Source organism: Pseudomonas sp. FYR_2 (genome assembly GCF_043106425.1).
GTDB lineage: Bacteria > Pseudomonadota > Gammaproteobacteria > Pseudomonadales > Pseudomonadaceae > Aquipseudomonas > Aquipseudomonas monteilii.
Map to the genome: position 1 here is coordinate 1 of NZ_JBICMM010000027.1, position 15,038 is coordinate 15,038.

A 15,038-nucleotide genomic window follows, 5' to 3' on the forward strand; every position below is an offset into this window, starting at 1 on the left:
GAACAGGCAATCACACACCGTCAGCTCAACACATACCCCACCGGCAACAACGCCGGTGGCAACTGCGTCTCCCCCAATCCCGCCAGCACATCCCGCTCCACCGTCCGCACCATGGCATCGGTCGGCAAGTCGTTCTCATCCCGCCCGAACGGGTCTTCCAGTTCGTTGCCAATCGCATCCAGCCCGAAGAACGTGTACCCCACGATGGTGGTGAACAGCGGTGCCAGCCAGCCCAGCGGCTCGGCCAGGGCAAACGGCAGCAGCAGGCAGAAGATGTAGATGGTGCGGTGCAGCAACAGTGTGTAGGGGAACGGTAATGGTGTGAACTTGATCCGCTCACAGGTGGCCTGCACCTCGGTCAGGCCTACCAGCCGCTGTTCCAGCAGGCTGTAGCGCCAATCGCTGATGTGCTGTTGTTCCGCCAGCCGCGAGCAATGCTGGCCAATGTCGCGCAGGATGCCATCGCACACGTTATGCGGGCTGATCGCCTCTGGTCGGGCCAGCCAGGGCCGGGCGGCCGCTAGGTCGTCCTCGTTACGCAGGCGGGCATTCAGCGCATGGGCATAGCCACACAGGCTGCGCAGCAGCTCTGCGCGCAGCGCCTGGTCAGCAATCACCACGCTTTCGCGCACGAACGAGCGGGTTTCGATAATCAGCTTGCCCCAGGCCTTACGGCCCTCCCACCAGCGGTCGTAGCAGGCGTTGTTGCGAAAGCTCATGAAGATCGACAGCGACAGGCCCAGCAAGGTAAACGGCGTGGCACTGACCGGGTAGAAAAACGCGGGGAAATGGCGCTCGACCAGCACGATCAGCGCGGCCAACAGGGTCACCATCAGGCAGCGCAGGGCGATGCGCTTGACGATCGACCCCTTCAGGGTGAACAGCACACGCAGTACATCGGGGGTTGGGTGAACAATCATGGAAATCCAGAGACGGCCGTTCAGCCGCCGGTCATGTTCATGAAGCGCAGGATCTGCACATCGCCACCCACTTCGAAGTGGTGGCGGTAGGGCTTGAGGTGCAGGGAGTCGCGGATGGCCTTTTCCAGGCGCTCGCGGTTGCCTGGGTGAGCACGCAGCACGTGCTTCAGGTCTACCGAGTGTTCGTTGCCCAGGCACAGCAACAGGCGGCCTTCGACCGTCAGGCGCACGCGGTTGCAGGTGGCGCAAAAGTTGTGGCTGTGCGGCGATATGAAACCGACCCGGGTGTTGGCGGCTTCGGCCAGGCGCCAGTAGCGGGCAGGGCCCTGTGATGATTCGGTGGACTCCACCAGGGTGAACTGTTCTGCCAGGCGCTCGCGTACTTCGTCGCTGGAGCAGAACGACTCGCCACGTTCGTGTTCACTGATTACCCCCAGCGGCATTTCTTCGATGAAGGTGATGTCCAGCTCCCGATCGATGGCAAAGCGCACCAGGTCGACCAGCTCGTGGTCGTTGCGGCCTTTGAGTACCACACAGTTGAGCTTGATGCGCTTGAAGCCGGCCTGGCGTGCGGCGTCGATCCCGGCGATGACCTGGTGCAGGTCGCCGGTACGGGTCAGCTGCTTGAAGCGTTCGGTGTCCAGGCTGTCGAGGCTGATGTTCAGGCGCGACAGCCCGGCGTCGAACAGCGGCTGCGCCAGGCGCCCGAGTTGCGAGCCGTTGCTGGTCATGCACAGCTCGCGCAGGCCGGGCAGGGCGGCAATCCGCCCGCACAGCTCGACGATGCCCTGGCGTACCAGCGGCTCGCCGCCGGTCAGGCGGATCTTGCGGGTGCCCAGGGCGACGAAGCGCTCGGCCACCTGGAACAGTTCTTCGAGGCTGAGGATCTGCTGGCGCGGCAAAAACTGCATGTCTTCGGCCATGCAGTACACGCAACGGAAGTCACAGCGGTCGGTGACCGACATCCGAAGGTAGTCGATTTTCCGGTTGAAGCCGTCGATCAGGGCCCGGCTGTTCTGTTCCACGTTCGCGCTCGAATGGGGTGGGTTCACTCCAAGCTATAGCCTGGCCGCAGGGCCGTCAAATTGCTTTGCCCGACTGGTTGATCGATGGTTTCTATCACGGCTGCAGGCCCGATGCCTCAAAGCTTCCACCCCATGATCGAAACCGCTTATCACGCCGTAAGATCTTTCGATTGGACGCCCCACCCCCACGCTCAATAGGCTGAAAAAAAGCATCGAAGCGTGAGGATTCATCGCATGAGCCAGGACGAACACATCAGGGACTACAAAGGCGCAGCCGCCGGCTGGGGAGCGCTCAAGAGCGTGACCAAAAGCTGGCTGGGCAGCGAAAATGCCTTCAAGAACCTGCGGGCCATGCTCAAGACCAACCAGAACGGCGGCTTCGACTGCCCCGGCTGTGCCTGGGGGGAGTCGCCGGAAAGCGACATGGTCAAGTTCTGCGAAAACGGCGCCAAGGCGGTCAACTGGGAAGCCACCGGCCGCTCGGTTGACCCGGCGTTCTTCGCCAAATACAGCGTCAGCGCGCTGAAGGAACAGACTGACTACTGGCTCGAATACCAGGGCCGCCTCACGCACCCGATGCGCTACGACGCTGCCACCGACCACTATGTCGAAACCACCTGGCAGGAGGCCTTCGAGCTGGTCGCCAGACACCTGCGTGCGCTGCAGTCGCCAGACGAGGCCGAGTTCTACACGTCGGGCCGGGCCAGCAACGAGGCGGCGTTCCTCTACCAGCTGTTCGTGCGCGCTTACGGCACCAATAACTTCCCCGATTGCTCGAACATGTGCCACGAAGCCAGCGGTGCAGGCATGTCGGAAACCCTCGGGGTGGGCAAAGGCACTGTCGTGTTTCACGACCTGGAGCTGGCCGACGCGATCTTCGTCATCGGTCAGAACCCAGGCACCAACCACCCACGCATGCTTGAACCATTGCGCGAAGCGGTGAAGCGCGGCGCCCAGGTGGTCTGCTTCAACCCGCTGAAAGAGCGTGGCCTGGAGCGCTTCCAGCACCCGCAGCACCCGTTCGAAATGCTCAGCAACGGCTCCGAGCCGACGTCCAGCGCCTACTTCCGCCCGGCCTTGGGCGGTGACATGGCGGCCATGCGTGGCATTGCCAAATTCCTGTTGCAGTGGGAGCGCGAAGCCCAGGCCAACGGTGAGCCGGCGGTGTTCGACCGTGCTTTCATCGCCGAACACACCAGCGGCGTCGATGACTATTTGGCGGCAGTGGACGCCACCTCGTGGGAGCACATTGTCAAGCAGTCGGGCTTGACCCTGGCCGAGATCGAACTGGCGGCACGTATGTACCGAAAGGCAGAGCGGGTGATCATGTGCTGGGCCATGGGCGTCACCCAGCACCGCCATTCGGTACCGACCGTGCAGGAAATCGTCAACCTGCAACTGCTGCGCGGCAACGTCGGCAAACCCGGCGCTGGCTTGTCGCCGGTACGTGGCCACAGCAACGTGCAGGGTGACCGCACCATGGGCATCGACGAAAAGCCCAGGCCGGCGCTGCTCGATGCCATCGAAAAACGCTTCCAGTTCCGTGTGCCGCGTGCCCATGGGCACAACGCGGTGCTGGCGATCAAGGCCATGGAAGAGGGGCGGGCCAAGGTGTTCGTCGCCCTGGGTGGCAACTTTGCCCAAGCCACCCCGGACACCCCGCGCACCCACGCGGCGCTGCAGAACTGCGCGTTGACCGTGCAGATTTCCACCAAACTCAACCGCTCACACCTGGTCACCGGCCGCGATGCGTTGATCCTGCCCTGCCTGGGCCGGACCGAAATCGACCTGCAGGCCGAAGGGCCGCAAGGCGTGACCGTGGAAGACACCTTCAGCATGGTGCACATTTCCAACGGCCAGCTGCGCCCGCGCTCACCGCACCTGCGCTCGGAGCCGTGGATCATCGCCGGCATGGCCAAGGCCACGCTGGGCAACCAGCCGATCGACTGGGAGTATGCGGTGGCCGACTACAACCGCATTCGTGACATGATTGCCGACGTGATCCCGGGTTTCACCGGTTTCAACGAACGCCTGCACAGCCCGGGCGGCTTCCACCTGGGCAACAATGCCGCCGATCGCAACTTCCGCACGGCCACGGGCAAGGCACGGTTCATGCCTCACGCACTGCCGGAGGAGTTGATCAACGCCAAGGTGCTGGCGCGGGGTGACAAGCCCGACCTGATCCTGCAGACCCTGCGCTCGCACGACCAGTACAACACCACCCTGTATGGCCTGGACGACCGCTACCGTGGGGTGTTCGGCCTGCGTGAAGTGGTGTTTGTGAACGAGGCCGATATTCGCCGCCTGGGCTTCGAGCCGGGTGAGCATGTGGACCTGGTGTCGCTGTGGGAGGATGGCGTAGAGCGGCGGGTGTCGGGGTTCCGCCTGGTGGCGTATGACGTGCCTGAAGGGCAGGCGGCGGCCTACTACCCGGAAACCAACCCGCTGGTGCCGCTGGAGAGTTATGGCGTGGGGACCTATACACCGACGTCGAAGTTTGTGGCGATCAAGGTCGAGAAAGCCAAGGTGGGGAACCGGATTGCGGCGGTGTTGGCCTTGGATTGATGGGTTGCCTGTGCCCGCGAAGAATCCAACGCCGATTCAGGATCGACGTACCGGGTAGGCCGTGGTGTATTTCATCTGCTCCATGGCAAAACTGGACGTAATGTTAGATAGCCCATCGGTACGGGTAATCAGCTTTTTGTAGAACCGGTCATACGCCGCAATATCCCCCACCACCACCCGCAGCATGTAATCCCAGTCGCCGGACATGCGGTAGAACTCCATCACTTCCTCGAACCCGGTCACGGTCGCGGCAAACTGCTCAAGCCAGGCGCTGTCGTGGCGCTGGGTCTTGAGCTGGACGAACACCGTCAGCCCCAGGCCAAGCCGTTCGGGGTCGAGCAGGGCGACGCGGCCAAGAATGTAGCCTTCTTCTTCCAGACGCTTGACCCGCTTCCAGCAGGGCGTGGTGGACAGGTTGACGGCCTCGGCCAGGTCCTTGAGCGATATCGAGGCATCGCGCTGAAGCAGGGTAAGAATGTGCTGGTCGAAACTGTCCATATCGCGCGCGGGCCGTGAAGAAAATTTTTCACAGATTACCCCAAGGCCAGAACATTTGGGTTGTGCGATAGTTGCAGCCTTAACTCTGCCAATGGGCCTGACCATGTCCGACAAGCCGCGCAATTTCGCCACCCGTACCATTCACGCCGGCGAGCAGTTCAGCGTCGCTGAAAACGCCATTTTTCCAGCCATCGTCACCGCCAGCTCGTTCACCAAACGCAGCCTGGATGACAAACCGGAATACTCCTACAGCCGCGTTGGCAACCCCACCCGGCATGCCTACGAAACCTGTGTCGCCGCGCTGGAAGAGGGCGTGGGCGCGGTTGCCTGTGCCTCGGGCGTGAACGCTACCGCGACGGTGCTGGAGCTGCTGCCCAAGGATGCCCATGTCGTGGTGATGAACGGCGTGTACGGCGGCACTTTCCGTATTCTGGAAGACTACCGCAGCCGCACCTCGGGCCTCACCACCACCTATGTCGACCTCAACGACCTGGAGGCCGTGGCCGCCGCCATCAAGCCCCAAACCCAGCTGATCTGGATCGAATCGCCGACCAACCCGCTGCTGCACCTGGTCGACATCAAGGCCGTGTGCGACCTGGCCAAGGCCCGGGGCATCCTCACCTGCATCGACAATACCTTCTGCTCGCCGTGGAACCAGCGCCCGATCACCTTGGGCGTGGACCTGGTGATGCACTCGGCCAGCAAGTACATCGGTGGCCACTCCGACCTCACCGGTGGTGTGGTGGTGGCGGCCAACGATGCACTGCTGGCGCGCCTTCGCCGCATCAGCATGGCAATTGGCGCGGTGCAGGGGCCGTTCGACTGTTACCTGGCCCTGCGTGGCCTGAAAACGCTGGATGTGCGCATGGAGCGCCAGTGTGGCAATGCCCTGCAGGTGGCGCGCTTCCTCGAAAACCATCCGCAGATCGAGCAGGTGTATTACCCGGGGCTGGAAAGCCACCCGCAACACGAATTGTGCAAACGCCAGATGCGCAGTGGCGGGGCGGTGGTGGCCATGAAGGTCAAGGGCGACCGCGCCGCGCTCAACCGCTTGGTGGAAGCGTTGCAGATCTTTGTGCTGGCCGACTCGCTGGGTGGGGTGGAGAGCATGATCAACCACTCGTGGACCATGTCGCACTGCTCGCTGAGCCCGGAGCAGAAAGGGGTGATGGGGATCAGCGAGAACCTGCTGCGGCTTTCGATGGGGATCGAGGATTACCGTGATCTGATCGAGGATCTGGATGGCGCCTTGAAAGCTTCGGCAGCTGTGTAAGGGTTGCTGGCCCCTTCGCGGGTGAACCCGCGAAGGGGCCAGTGAATTCAATGCATTTCCATCAGGATTTCGGCGGATGAATGATCCGTTCGATCTTGTCCTTGATCAGCAACCGTTCCTTGCGCAGGCGGTTGACGGTGTCGTCGTTGGTGCCGTTGCCTTCGGCGGCGACCACCTCCTTGTCCTTGGCGTTGTATTCCTTGTGCAGTGAGTGCAGCGTCTGGTCCTTGTCAATGAGCGCCTGGAATGCATCGGCGGTAACGTGCAGGTCAGCGAGCAGATCATGCGGAACTGGCATTTCTTCACCTCTGTCAGGGTTGTCAATAAGGTCCTGACCTCTGAGGATAGCCGCCTTTGCGCAGGCCGGTGATGTCGGCCAGCCTGAATGGCAGCTGAATGAAGCGCCGTTAATCACCGAAAGGCGCGCCCTCACGAAATTGTTACCAACTTTTTCACAAAAAATTGATGACGGGCTTTCTAGAGTTCGCCCAACTTTCCCACGGTGCCAGCCGGCCTGGGGGTTGATAATCACTCTTGATTGCGAACGCTAATGCTCAACTTCAAATCCCTGCGGACTGAATGGGTCACGCTGCTGGCCAGCCTTTACCTGCTGATTGGCTTGAACATGTTCCTTTGGGGGCACCTGCAGGAGGTGGTGCCTGCCGGCCTGTCCGGGCTGTGGCTGAGCCTGGCGTTTGCCGTGCTGATGTTGTTCGCTTTCAATCTCATCCTCACGTTGTTTGCCTTCCGATATGTATTGAAGCCGGTACTTATCGTGTTGTTCATGAGTGGCGCGGGTGTGGCTTACTTCATGAATCAATACGGCGTCCTTATTGATGCGGGTATGTTCCGCAATATTGCAGAAACCAACGTAGCCGAAGTGCGCGACCTGCTTTCGCTGAAGTTTGCCTTGTATATCCTGGGGCTGGGCGTGCTGCCTTCGGTGCTGTTGTGGAAGGCGCCCATTGCCTACCGTCCCTGGCACCGCGAGTTGCTGGGCAAGCTGGTAGTCAGTGGCGCTTGCGTGGTAGCTCTGGGCTCGGTGGCGCTGGTCAACTATCAAGGGTTGTCCTCGCTGTTTCGCAACCACCACGAATTGCGCCTGATGCTGACCCCCAGCAATATCGTCGGTGCCTCCATTGGCTATGTCAGCGAACGCGTCGGTACCGCATCGCGTCCTTTCCAGCACTATGGCGAAGATGCCAAGCGTGATGCCGCCTGGCAGAAGCATGAGCGCAAGTCGTTGACCGTGCTGGTGGTGGGTGAAAGTGCGCGGGCCGACCACTTTGGCGTGTTGGGCTATGACCGCGATACCACCCCGAACCTGGCCAAGGAGCAAGGCCTGGTGGCGTTTTCCGATGTGCATTCGTGCGGGACGGAAACAGCTGTCTCGGTGCCGTGCATGTTCTCGGGTATGACCCGCAAGGAATACGATGCCCGCGTGGCCAAGAACCGCGAAGGGCTGCTGGATATCCTCCAGCGGGCCGGCCTGGCCGTGCAGTGGCGCGACAACCAGTCGGGCTGCAAAGGCACCTGCGACCGTGTGCAGTTCATCGATGTCAGCAACCTCAACGACCCGCAGCTGTGTGCCAATGGCGAATGCCATGACCAGATCCTGCTGCAAGGGTTGGACGCGCTGATCGACAACCTCGACAAGGACACCGTGCTGGTGCTGCACCAGATGGGCAGCCACGGCCCGGAATATTTCAAGCGCTACCCAAGTGACAGTGAGCGCTTCGCGCCGGTGTGTCAGAGCAACGCGCTGAACCAGTGCAGCGAGCAAGACATCATCAACGGTTACGACAACACCCTGGCCTACACCGACAAAGTGCTGGCGTCGCTGATCGACACCCTGCGCAGCAAACAGGACAAGGTCGACACCGCAATGATTTACCTGTCCGACCATGGCGAGTCGCTGGGTGAGTACAACCTGTTCCTGCACGGCACGCCTTACGCCATCGCCCCGGAGCAGCAGAAGCACGTGCCATTGCTGACCTGGTTCTCCGACAGCTACAAGGACGATTTCGGCATCGACACCGACTGCCTGGCCAAGCTCAGCGATGCGCCGCTGTCGCAGGACAACCTGTTCCACTCCATGCTCGGCCTGTTGCAGGTGCGCACCGAGGTGTATCAGCAGTCGCTGGACATGTTTGCGAGCTGCCGTCCGTGGTTGGCGGCCAAACGCTGACCCACACACCACCACTTATCGATATCAAGGATGGCCCGGGTTTCACCAGCAGTGCCCGCGCCGTATATACTGCGCGCCAATGTTAGTGGGAGAGCCTTGTGGCCATCGAAATTCACTGGATCCGTGACGACCAGAGCCTGGCCGAACACTGCCGCGACTGGCACCAACTGCCTTTTGTCGCTGTCGACACCGAATTCATGCGGGTTGACACCTTCTACCCGAAAGCCGGGCTGATCCAGATCGGCGACGGTCAGCGGGCCTACCTTATCGACCCGTTGCTGATCGGTAACTGGCAACCCTTGGCCGACTTGCTCGAAGACAGCGGTGTGGTCAAGGTGCTGCACGCCTGCAGCGAAGACCTCGAAGTGCTGTTGCGCCTGACCGGCAAGCTGCCGCAGCCGCTGTTCGACACCCAGCTGGCAGCCGGCTACCTGAACCTGGGCTTCTCCATGGGCTATTCGCGCCTGGTGCAGGAGGTGCTGGGTATCGAGCTGCCCAAGGGCGAAACCCGCTCTGACTGGCTGCAGCGCCCGCTCTCCGACACACAGGTCAGCTATGCCGCCGAAGATGCCGTGCACCTGGCCGAGCTGTTCACCGCCTTGCGCCCGCGCCTGAGCGACGACAAGTACGCCTGGGTGCTGGAAGACGGCGCCGAGCTGGTGGCCGCCTTGCGCCGTGAGGTCGAGCCCGAAACCCTGTACCGCGACGTCAAGCTCGCCTGGAAGCTGGCCCCCCAGCAACTGGCGGTGTTGCGAGAGCTGTGTGCCTGGCGCGAGCGTGAAGCCCGTAGCCGCGATGTGCCGCGCAACCGCATCCTCAAGGAGCACTCGCTGTGGCCCATGGCCAAGAGCCAGCCGAACAACCTCTCGGCGCTGGCCAGAATCGACGAGATGCACCCGCGCACCATTCGTCAGGACGGCGAGTTCCTGATCAAGCTGATCCAGCGCGCCGCCAGCCTGCCTGCCGAGCAGTGGCCAGCGCCTTTGCCCGAGCCGCTGCCGATCGAGGCCGCCGGCATCCTCAAGCAGCTGCGTGCCATCGGCCAGGCCGAAGGCGAGCGCCTGGGGATCGCCCCCGAGCTGATGCTGCGCAAGAAAGCCCTGGAAGCGCTGCTCAAGAGCGGCTACCCCAATGGCCCTTATCAACTGCCCGATTCGCTGCGCGGCTGGCGCCGTGAGCGTATGGGCCAGGCCCTGCTGGACAGCCTTGCAGGTGCCGGAGAGACCCGATGAAACGCATTTGCTCGATCTACAAGAGCCCCCGCAAGAACGAAATGTACCTGTATGTGCTCAAGGCCGACGGCCTGGAGCGCGTGCCGGAAGGCCTGCTGCCGTTCTTCGGCACCCCTGTGCATGCCTTCGACCTGGTGCTCACCCCGGAGCGCAAGCTGGCCCGCGAGGACATCGCCAAGGTGTTGGAAAACCTCGACAACCAGGGCTACCACCTGCAGATGCCGCCAGCGGAAGACGAGTACATCGAGCACCTGCCTGAAGAGCTACTGCGCCGAAACGACCCGGTCTGACCATGCGCGTACTGATTGCTGAGCATGATCATGCTCGTTACGCCGCGCTTTTGCGCGAAGCTGCGCCTGATGTGGAAGTACTGACCAGCGGTGATTCCGCCGAACTGGCCCGCCAGGCACCGCAGTGCAAGGTGTGGCTGGGCCAGCCGGACCTGCTGGCGAGCTTGCTGCGCCAAGGCCACAAGCCGGACTGGGTGCAGTCGACCTGGGCGGGTATCACGCCGTTGCTGGCCGATGGCTTGCCGCGTGACTATCGCCTGACCCGCGCGGTAGGCATCTTCGGCCAGGTGATGGCCGAGTACATGCTTACCTACATGCTCGGCCACGAACGCGAGGTGCTGTCGCGCCTGGTCAGCCAGGTGGAGCGGCGCTGGGACGATCGCCCAGGACGGACGCTGGAAGGGCGCAAGGTGCTGATCGTGGGCACCGGCGACATTGGCCAGCGCGTGGCCGAGTTCCTGCAGCCGTTTGGTGTGGTGCTGTACGGGGTCGCCAGCAGTGCCCGGGAGCAGGCACCGTTCGTCGAGGTGGCGGCGCTGGCCGACTTGCCGCGTATGGTTGGCCAGGTCGACTACGTGCTCAACCTGCTGCCGGACACCCCGGCTACCCATGACCTGTATGACGCGGCGCTGTTCAAGTGCTTCCAGCCGAGCACGCTGTTCATCAATGCCGGGCGCGGCGCGGCGGTGGTGGATGCGGACTTGGTCGAGGCGCTGAAGGACGGGCATCTGGCCGGTGCGGTGATCGATGTGTGCCGCCAGGAACCGCTGCCCAAACAGCACCCGTTCTGGACCGCCTGGGGCTTGCTGCTGACCGGACACAGCTCGGCACCCACCTCACCGACGGCGATGGTGCGGCTGTTTGTCGAGAATGTGCAGGCGTATGTAGCGGGGCAGGGCTTGCGGGGTGAGGTGGACTTTGCCCGGGGCTATTGATTTGTAGTGCCTGTACTGGCCTCTTCGCGGGCTTGCCCGCGAAGAGGCCAGTAAGGCCATCACAAGGCTTACAGGCTAAAATCACCCTCAGCCGCCAGCTCGCTCAATGGCTTGCGCGGGCTCGGCACTTCGCGCGCCTGCAACGCCTCATCCAGGCTGGCCTTTTCACCCAGTTTGCCGATCGCCACCATGGCATGCAGCACATAACCTTCAGGAACCTTCAGCTCCTGACGCGCCAGGTCCTGGTCGAAGCCGGCCATGCCATGGGTGTGCCAGCCGCTGATGCTGGCCTGCAGGGCCAGGTGCCCCCAGGCGGAACCGGTGTCGAAGGTATGCCACAGTGCCGGCTTTTCCTCCGTGGCGCCCGGGGCGGCGAAGGTGGTCTTGGAAATGATCAGCACCAGTGCCGAGGCCTGTTGTGCCCAGCTGCGGTTGAACGGCACCAACAGGTTCAGGTAACGCTCCCAGTTTGGCGTATCGCGGCGGGCATACAGGAAGCGCCAAGGCTGCGAGTTGTACGCCGACGGAGCCCAACGGGCGGCTTCCAGGAAGCTCAACAGCGTTTCTTCGCTGATCGGCTCGGCGGTGAAAGCACGCGGCGACCAGCGGTTGATGAACTGCTCGTTGATGGCGTAGTCGGCAATGCGAGGGTTGGCGCTCATGACAGCTCCTGCAAAAGGACGGGAAACCCTCACGCTACTGCGTCCCGTCGCGACTGACAAGCGGTCTGGCTTTGCGCAAGGTCAGGCTCTAGACTGGCGCCGCCGCGCGCCGTGGCCCAATGAAGAATGCAGGAAACCGTGTGATGATCGCTGAAAACGCGCCGTTCTGGCGGCGCAAGACCCTCGAACAACTCAGCCCGTCAGAGTGGGAGTCGCTGTGCGACGGCTGCGGCCTGTGCTGCCTGCAAAAGCTTGAGGACGAGGACGACAACAGCGTCTATTACACGCGCATCGCCTGCAAGCTGCTGGACCTGCACACCTGCCAGTGCAGCGACTACCCCAACCGCTTCGACCACGTGCCGGACTGCATCCAGCTCACGCCGGGCAAAGCCGACCAGTTCAAGTGGCTGCCGAGTACCTGCGGTTACCGTCTGGTCAGCGAGGGCAAGGACTTGCCCGCCTGGCATCACCTGGTCTGCGGCGACCGCCAGCAAGTCCATGAACAGCGCATTTCCCAGTCGGGGCGTATGCTCAGTGAACACGATGTGCACGAAGACGACTGGGAAGACCACCTGATCTTCCGCGCCAGCTGACCGGCGCGGCCCGCTGCCAAGGGGAAACAAGGAGTTTCTGTATGCGTTGCCAGCTGTTGCTGTTGTTGGGCCTGATGTCCAGTTCGCCGGCCTGGGCGAAAAAGGTCGACCTCGATTACCAGGTGCGTTTGTTGCCTGCCAGTGGCCAAGCTGAAGTCCGCCTCACATTGGCCGAAGGCAGCGCCGTGCGCAGCCTTGACTTCGATCTGGGCAAGGCTGGGGCCTATAGCGGCTTCCAGGCCGATGGCCAATGGCAATTGCAGGGGCAGCGCGGCGTGTGGCAGCCGGCGGCCGGCAAGACCAGCCTCAGCTACCGCGTGCAGTTGGACCAGAAGCTCGCCAGCGGTGCCTATTCCTCGCGTGTTACCCCGCACTGGGCGTTGTTCCTCGGTGACCAGCTGGTGCCGCCCGCGCGCCTCGACCAGCAGGATGGCACCGAGCTGGTGGCACGCCTGGCGTTCGACCTGCCCGAGGGCTGGAAAAGTATCGAGACCTCCTGGCCGCGCATCGGCAAGGACAAGTTCCGCATCGACAACGTTTCGCGCCTGTTCGACCGCCCCACTGGCTGGATGCTGGCCGGCGATCTGGGCAGCCGCCGTGCTCGCCTGGGCGATACCGAGGTCACCGTGGCTGCGCCGGTGGGGCAGGGTATGCGGCGTATGGACAGCCTGACCCTGCTGACCTTCGTATGGCCGCAGTTGCAGGCGGTGTTCCCGCGCAACCCGCCGAAGCTGCTGCTGGTCGGTGCCCGTGACGGCATGTGGCGTGGGGCAATGGCAGCACAGGGCTCGCTGTACCTGCACAGCGCCCGGCCGATGGTAAGCGAGAATGGCAGCAGCCCGTTGCTGCGCGAAGTGGTGCAGCTGTTTGCGCAGATCCATGGGCGTGACGGCAGTGACTGGCTGGTGGAAAGCCTGACCGACTACTACGCCAGCGAGTTGCTGCGCCGCTCGGGCGGGGTGAGCGATGACCGTTACCAGGCCTGGCAGGCACGCCTGAGCAAACAGGGCGCCAAGGTCACCCGGCTCAAAGGTGAACGCGCCAGCCCTGCCCAGGTGGCGCGCGGGGTGATGCTGTTGCAGGCACTGGACAAGGAAATCCGTATCCATACCCAGGCCAAGCGTTCGCTGGACGATGTGGTGCGCGGCCTGATGCGCCTGCCCAGCGTGAGCACCGTAGACTTTGTGCAAATCAGCGAGAACGTGCTGGGACGCAAGTCCGAGGTCCTGCAGAGCAAGGCGTTACGTTAGCTATCTCCATCGCCTGTACCCGCGAAGCGGCCGGTACAGGCAGTGCAGAAATCAACGTCCAGCCAACGGATCCTGCCCAGTCACCGACACCCCTCTGGTCGCCGCCTTGGCACTGGCCTTCAACGCCTCCAGCTCCGCCGCCCTGCGTTCTATGTCCGAACGCAACCGGTGATATTCCTGCCGATGCCGCTGCCACCACGCCTTGGTCGAGCAATGCCCGCTGACCCCGCGTGCCACCGCAACGCCCCCCACCACCATTTGCAGCAAACCAATCAGGCCGCCATGGCGCAGCCCCTTGCTGAACATCAACGCGCCACCGGCCAGCGAGCCGACCCGTTCCAGGCCATGGACATTGTGCTGCGACGTTGTCGCGTTATGGATATCAAGCATGGCAAGGCCTCCTTGTGAGTGTAAGCAGCTGACCCTTTCACCCTCGCCATGGTTCAGTCGGTGCGCCCGGCGACATCCCGTGTCGTGCAGAGGGCTCATCCACGCTGGGTTTCGATCCAGAAGAGCAAGACCGGTGCTGTTCTGACGGAGTTCGGCACCTGGCCGCCCTGCTTTTGCAGTGGCGGCCTTTTTATTACTTGAACTTGGGCCCCGACCGGGTATTCAGCCCCTTGGCCATGCGGTCGTACAGCACCACATTCACCGTCGCCGCCAGGTTCATGCAACCTTCGGTCGGTATGTAGATGGTCTCTTCACACCAGCCCCGCACATCCTCGCTCAACGAGCCGTCCTCTGGCCCGAAGATGTAGATGGCACGGTCCGGGTGGGTGTATTCCGGCAATGGCCGCGCTCCGTCCACCAGCTCCACCGCCACCGGCGTGCAGCCCAGCGGGATGATGCGTTGCAGGTCGTCGATGCCGATCAGCGGAATGTCGTAATGCACGCGCTTGGTGTCGGTGACGAAGTCACGCGCGCGTTCGTAGCGTTTGCCGGTGTAGAACACCGAATTGACGCCATAGCAGCCCGCAGCGCGCATCACCGAGCCGACGTTTTCTGGAGACTTGGGGTTGAACAGGCCGATGCAGCTGTATCGTTTGTTTGCCACGTACCGGGGCCCTTCACGAAAAAAGCGCGATTATACGGGCTGCCCGGCAGCAGCGGGGGGCGAATCGATGGTCAGTCTTTCTTCAGCATGCCCGCCAGCCCGGCGAACGGGTTGTGGGTGGCCTTGGCGATGCTTGGGGTGCTGGTGGAGCCTTCGCTGAAGTATTGCTGGTCGGTGTAGCGCGAGTGCTCGTTGTCGTGGCAGTACAGGCACAGCAGCTCCCAGTTGGAGCCGTCCTGCGGGTTGTTGTCGTGGTTGTGGTCGCGGTGGTGCACGGTCAGCTCGCTCAGGCGCTTGCCAGCGAACTCGCGGGCGCAGCGGCCGCACACGTGCGGGTACATTCTCAGGGCCTTGTCGCGGTAGCCCATTTCCTTGTCACGCTTGGCATCGGCCAGGATGCGGTCGAGGCGCGCGGTGGCGGCGGCGGAAGAGGTGGAGCTCATGGTGTTTCCTTTGTTCTGATCAGGCAAATAACGGTTATGTCATTGAGTCTAGCGCGCTTGCAGGGCGGGCGGACAGGCGAAAGCTTTGATTTAGGCGTAGCCTGTAGGAA

General features: G+C 62.7%; 16 protein-coding genes. 8 read left to right on the forward strand and 8 right to left on the reverse strand.

The annotated features are described in order from the left end of the window. Positions 1–20 precede the first annotated feature (20 nt). Both ACF8R4_RS13380 and moaA read right to left on the reverse strand, forming a co-directional pair. Positions 21–920 carry a bestrophin family protein gene (locus ACF8R4_RS13380; RefSeq protein ID WP_104833268.1) on the reverse strand — a complete coding sequence of 300 codons (900 nt, stop codon included), beginning with the start codon at positions 918–920 and terminating at the stop codon, positions 21–23. A 20-nt stretch (positions 921–940) separates the two neighbouring features. Beyond that, positions 941–1,945 carry a GTP 3',8-cyclase MoaA gene (gene moaA / locus ACF8R4_RS13385; protein ID WP_016711953.1) on the reverse strand — a complete coding sequence of 335 codons (1,005 nt, stop codon included), beginning with the start codon at positions 1,943–1,945 and terminating at the stop codon, positions 941–943. 234 nt (positions 1,946–2,179) lie between these two features. On the opposite strand from moaA, the gene ACF8R4_RS13390 reads away from it, so the two are divergent. Further along, the gene (locus ACF8R4_RS13390) at positions 2,180–4,510 is read left to right on the forward strand and encodes an FdhF/YdeP family oxidoreductase (protein ID WP_104833267.1); all 2,331 of its coding nucleotides are present in this window, start codon (positions 2,180–2,182) and stop codon (positions 4,508–4,510) included. Between the two features lie 36 nt (positions 4,511–4,546). On the opposite strand, the gene ACF8R4_RS13395 is transcribed toward ACF8R4_RS13390, so the two are convergent. Beyond that, complete coding sequence (locus ACF8R4_RS13395; RefSeq protein WP_060498656.1) at positions 4,547–5,008, reverse strand: Lrp/AsnC family transcriptional regulator; 462 nt, start codon at positions 5,006–5,008, stop codon at positions 4,547–4,549. A 91-nt stretch (positions 5,009–5,099) separates the two neighbouring features. On the opposite strand from ACF8R4_RS13395, the gene ACF8R4_RS13400 reads away from it, so the two are divergent. Next, positions 5,100–6,281 carry a PLP-dependent aspartate aminotransferase family protein gene (locus ACF8R4_RS13400; protein ID WP_060498657.1) on the forward strand — a complete coding sequence of 394 codons (1,182 nt, stop codon included), beginning with the start codon at positions 5,100–5,102 and terminating at the stop codon, positions 6,279–6,281. 61 nt (positions 6,282–6,342) lie between these two features. On the opposite strand, the gene ACF8R4_RS13405 is transcribed toward ACF8R4_RS13400, so the two are convergent. Beyond that, on the reverse strand, positions 6,343–6,579 hold the full coding sequence (locus ACF8R4_RS13405; RefSeq protein WP_016711950.1) for a YdcH family protein: 237 nt from the start codon (positions 6,577–6,579) through the stop codon (positions 6,343–6,345). Positions 6,580–6,831: 252 nt separating this feature from the next. On the opposite strand from ACF8R4_RS13405, the gene ACF8R4_RS13410 reads away from it, so the two are divergent. The 4 genes from ACF8R4_RS13410 (at position 6,832) to ACF8R4_RS13425 (ending at position 10,926) form a co-directional block, all read left to right on the forward strand. Beyond that, positions 6,832–8,469 (forward strand): phosphoethanolamine transferase, encoded by a 1,638-nt coding sequence (locus ACF8R4_RS13410; protein ID WP_060498658.1) that lies wholly within the window; start codon positions 6,832–6,834, stop codon positions 8,467–8,469. A gap of 98 nt (positions 8,470–8,567) precedes the next feature. Beyond that, positions 8,568–9,701 (forward strand): ribonuclease D, encoded by a 1,134-nt coding sequence (gene rnd / locus ACF8R4_RS13415; RefSeq protein WP_060498659.1) that lies wholly within the window; start codon positions 8,568–8,570, stop codon positions 9,699–9,701. After that, the gene (locus ACF8R4_RS13420) at positions 9,698–9,991 is read left to right on the forward strand and encodes a YcgL domain-containing protein (protein WP_060498660.1); all 294 of its coding nucleotides are present in this window, start codon (positions 9,698–9,700) and stop codon (positions 9,989–9,991) included. Before rnd ends, ACF8R4_RS13420 begins: the two co-directional genes overlap by 4 nt. Positions 9,992–9,993: 2 nt before the next feature. Further along, complete coding sequence (locus ACF8R4_RS13425; protein ID WP_156868065.1) at positions 9,994–10,926, forward strand: D-2-hydroxyacid dehydrogenase; 933 nt, start codon at positions 9,994–9,996, stop codon at positions 10,924–10,926. Positions 10,927–10,994: 68 nt separating this feature from the next. On the opposite strand, the gene ACF8R4_RS13430 is transcribed toward ACF8R4_RS13425, so the two are convergent. After that, positions 10,995–11,588: a nitroreductase family protein gene (locus tag ACF8R4_RS13430; RefSeq protein ID WP_060498662.1), complete on the reverse strand. Its 594-nt coding sequence runs from the start codon at positions 11,586–11,588 to the stop codon at positions 10,995–10,997. A 143-nt stretch (positions 11,589–11,731) separates the two neighbouring features. Here ACF8R4_RS13430 and ACF8R4_RS13435 point away from each other — a divergent pair, with 143 nt between their 5' ends. Both ACF8R4_RS13435 and ACF8R4_RS13440 read left to right on the forward strand, forming a co-directional pair. Beyond that, the gene (locus tag ACF8R4_RS13435) at positions 11,732–12,181 is read left to right on the forward strand and encodes a YcgN family cysteine cluster protein (protein WP_060498663.1); all 450 of its coding nucleotides are present in this window, start codon (positions 11,732–11,734) and stop codon (positions 12,179–12,181) included. Between the two features lie 41 nt (positions 12,182–12,222). Then, a complete protein-coding gene (locus tag ACF8R4_RS13440) occupies positions 12,223–13,431 on the forward strand; it encodes a hypothetical protein (RefSeq protein ID WP_156868063.1) in 1,209 nt (402 codons plus the stop codon). A gap of 51 nt (positions 13,432–13,482) precedes the next feature. Here the strand turns inward: ACF8R4_RS13440 and ACF8R4_RS13445 are convergent, their stop codons facing one another. The 3 genes from ACF8R4_RS13445 to ACF8R4_RS13455 form a co-directional block, all read right to left on the reverse strand. Continuing rightward, a complete protein-coding gene (locus ACF8R4_RS13445) occupies positions 13,483–13,821 on the reverse strand; it encodes a YgaP-like transmembrane domain (RefSeq protein ID WP_156868062.1) in 339 nt (112 codons plus the stop codon). Positions 13,822–14,014: 193 nt separating this feature from the next. Continuing rightward, positions 14,015–14,485: an RNA methyltransferase gene (locus tag ACF8R4_RS13450; protein WP_060498666.1), complete on the reverse strand. Its 471-nt coding sequence runs from the start codon at positions 14,483–14,485 to the stop codon at positions 14,015–14,017. 71 nt (positions 14,486–14,556) lie between these two features. Further along, positions 14,557–14,928, reverse strand: a complete 372-nt coding sequence (locus ACF8R4_RS13455) for a YajD family HNH nuclease (protein ID WP_003254676.1) — start codon at positions 14,926–14,928, stop codon at positions 14,557–14,559. Positions 14,929–15,038: the final 110 nt, after the last annotated feature.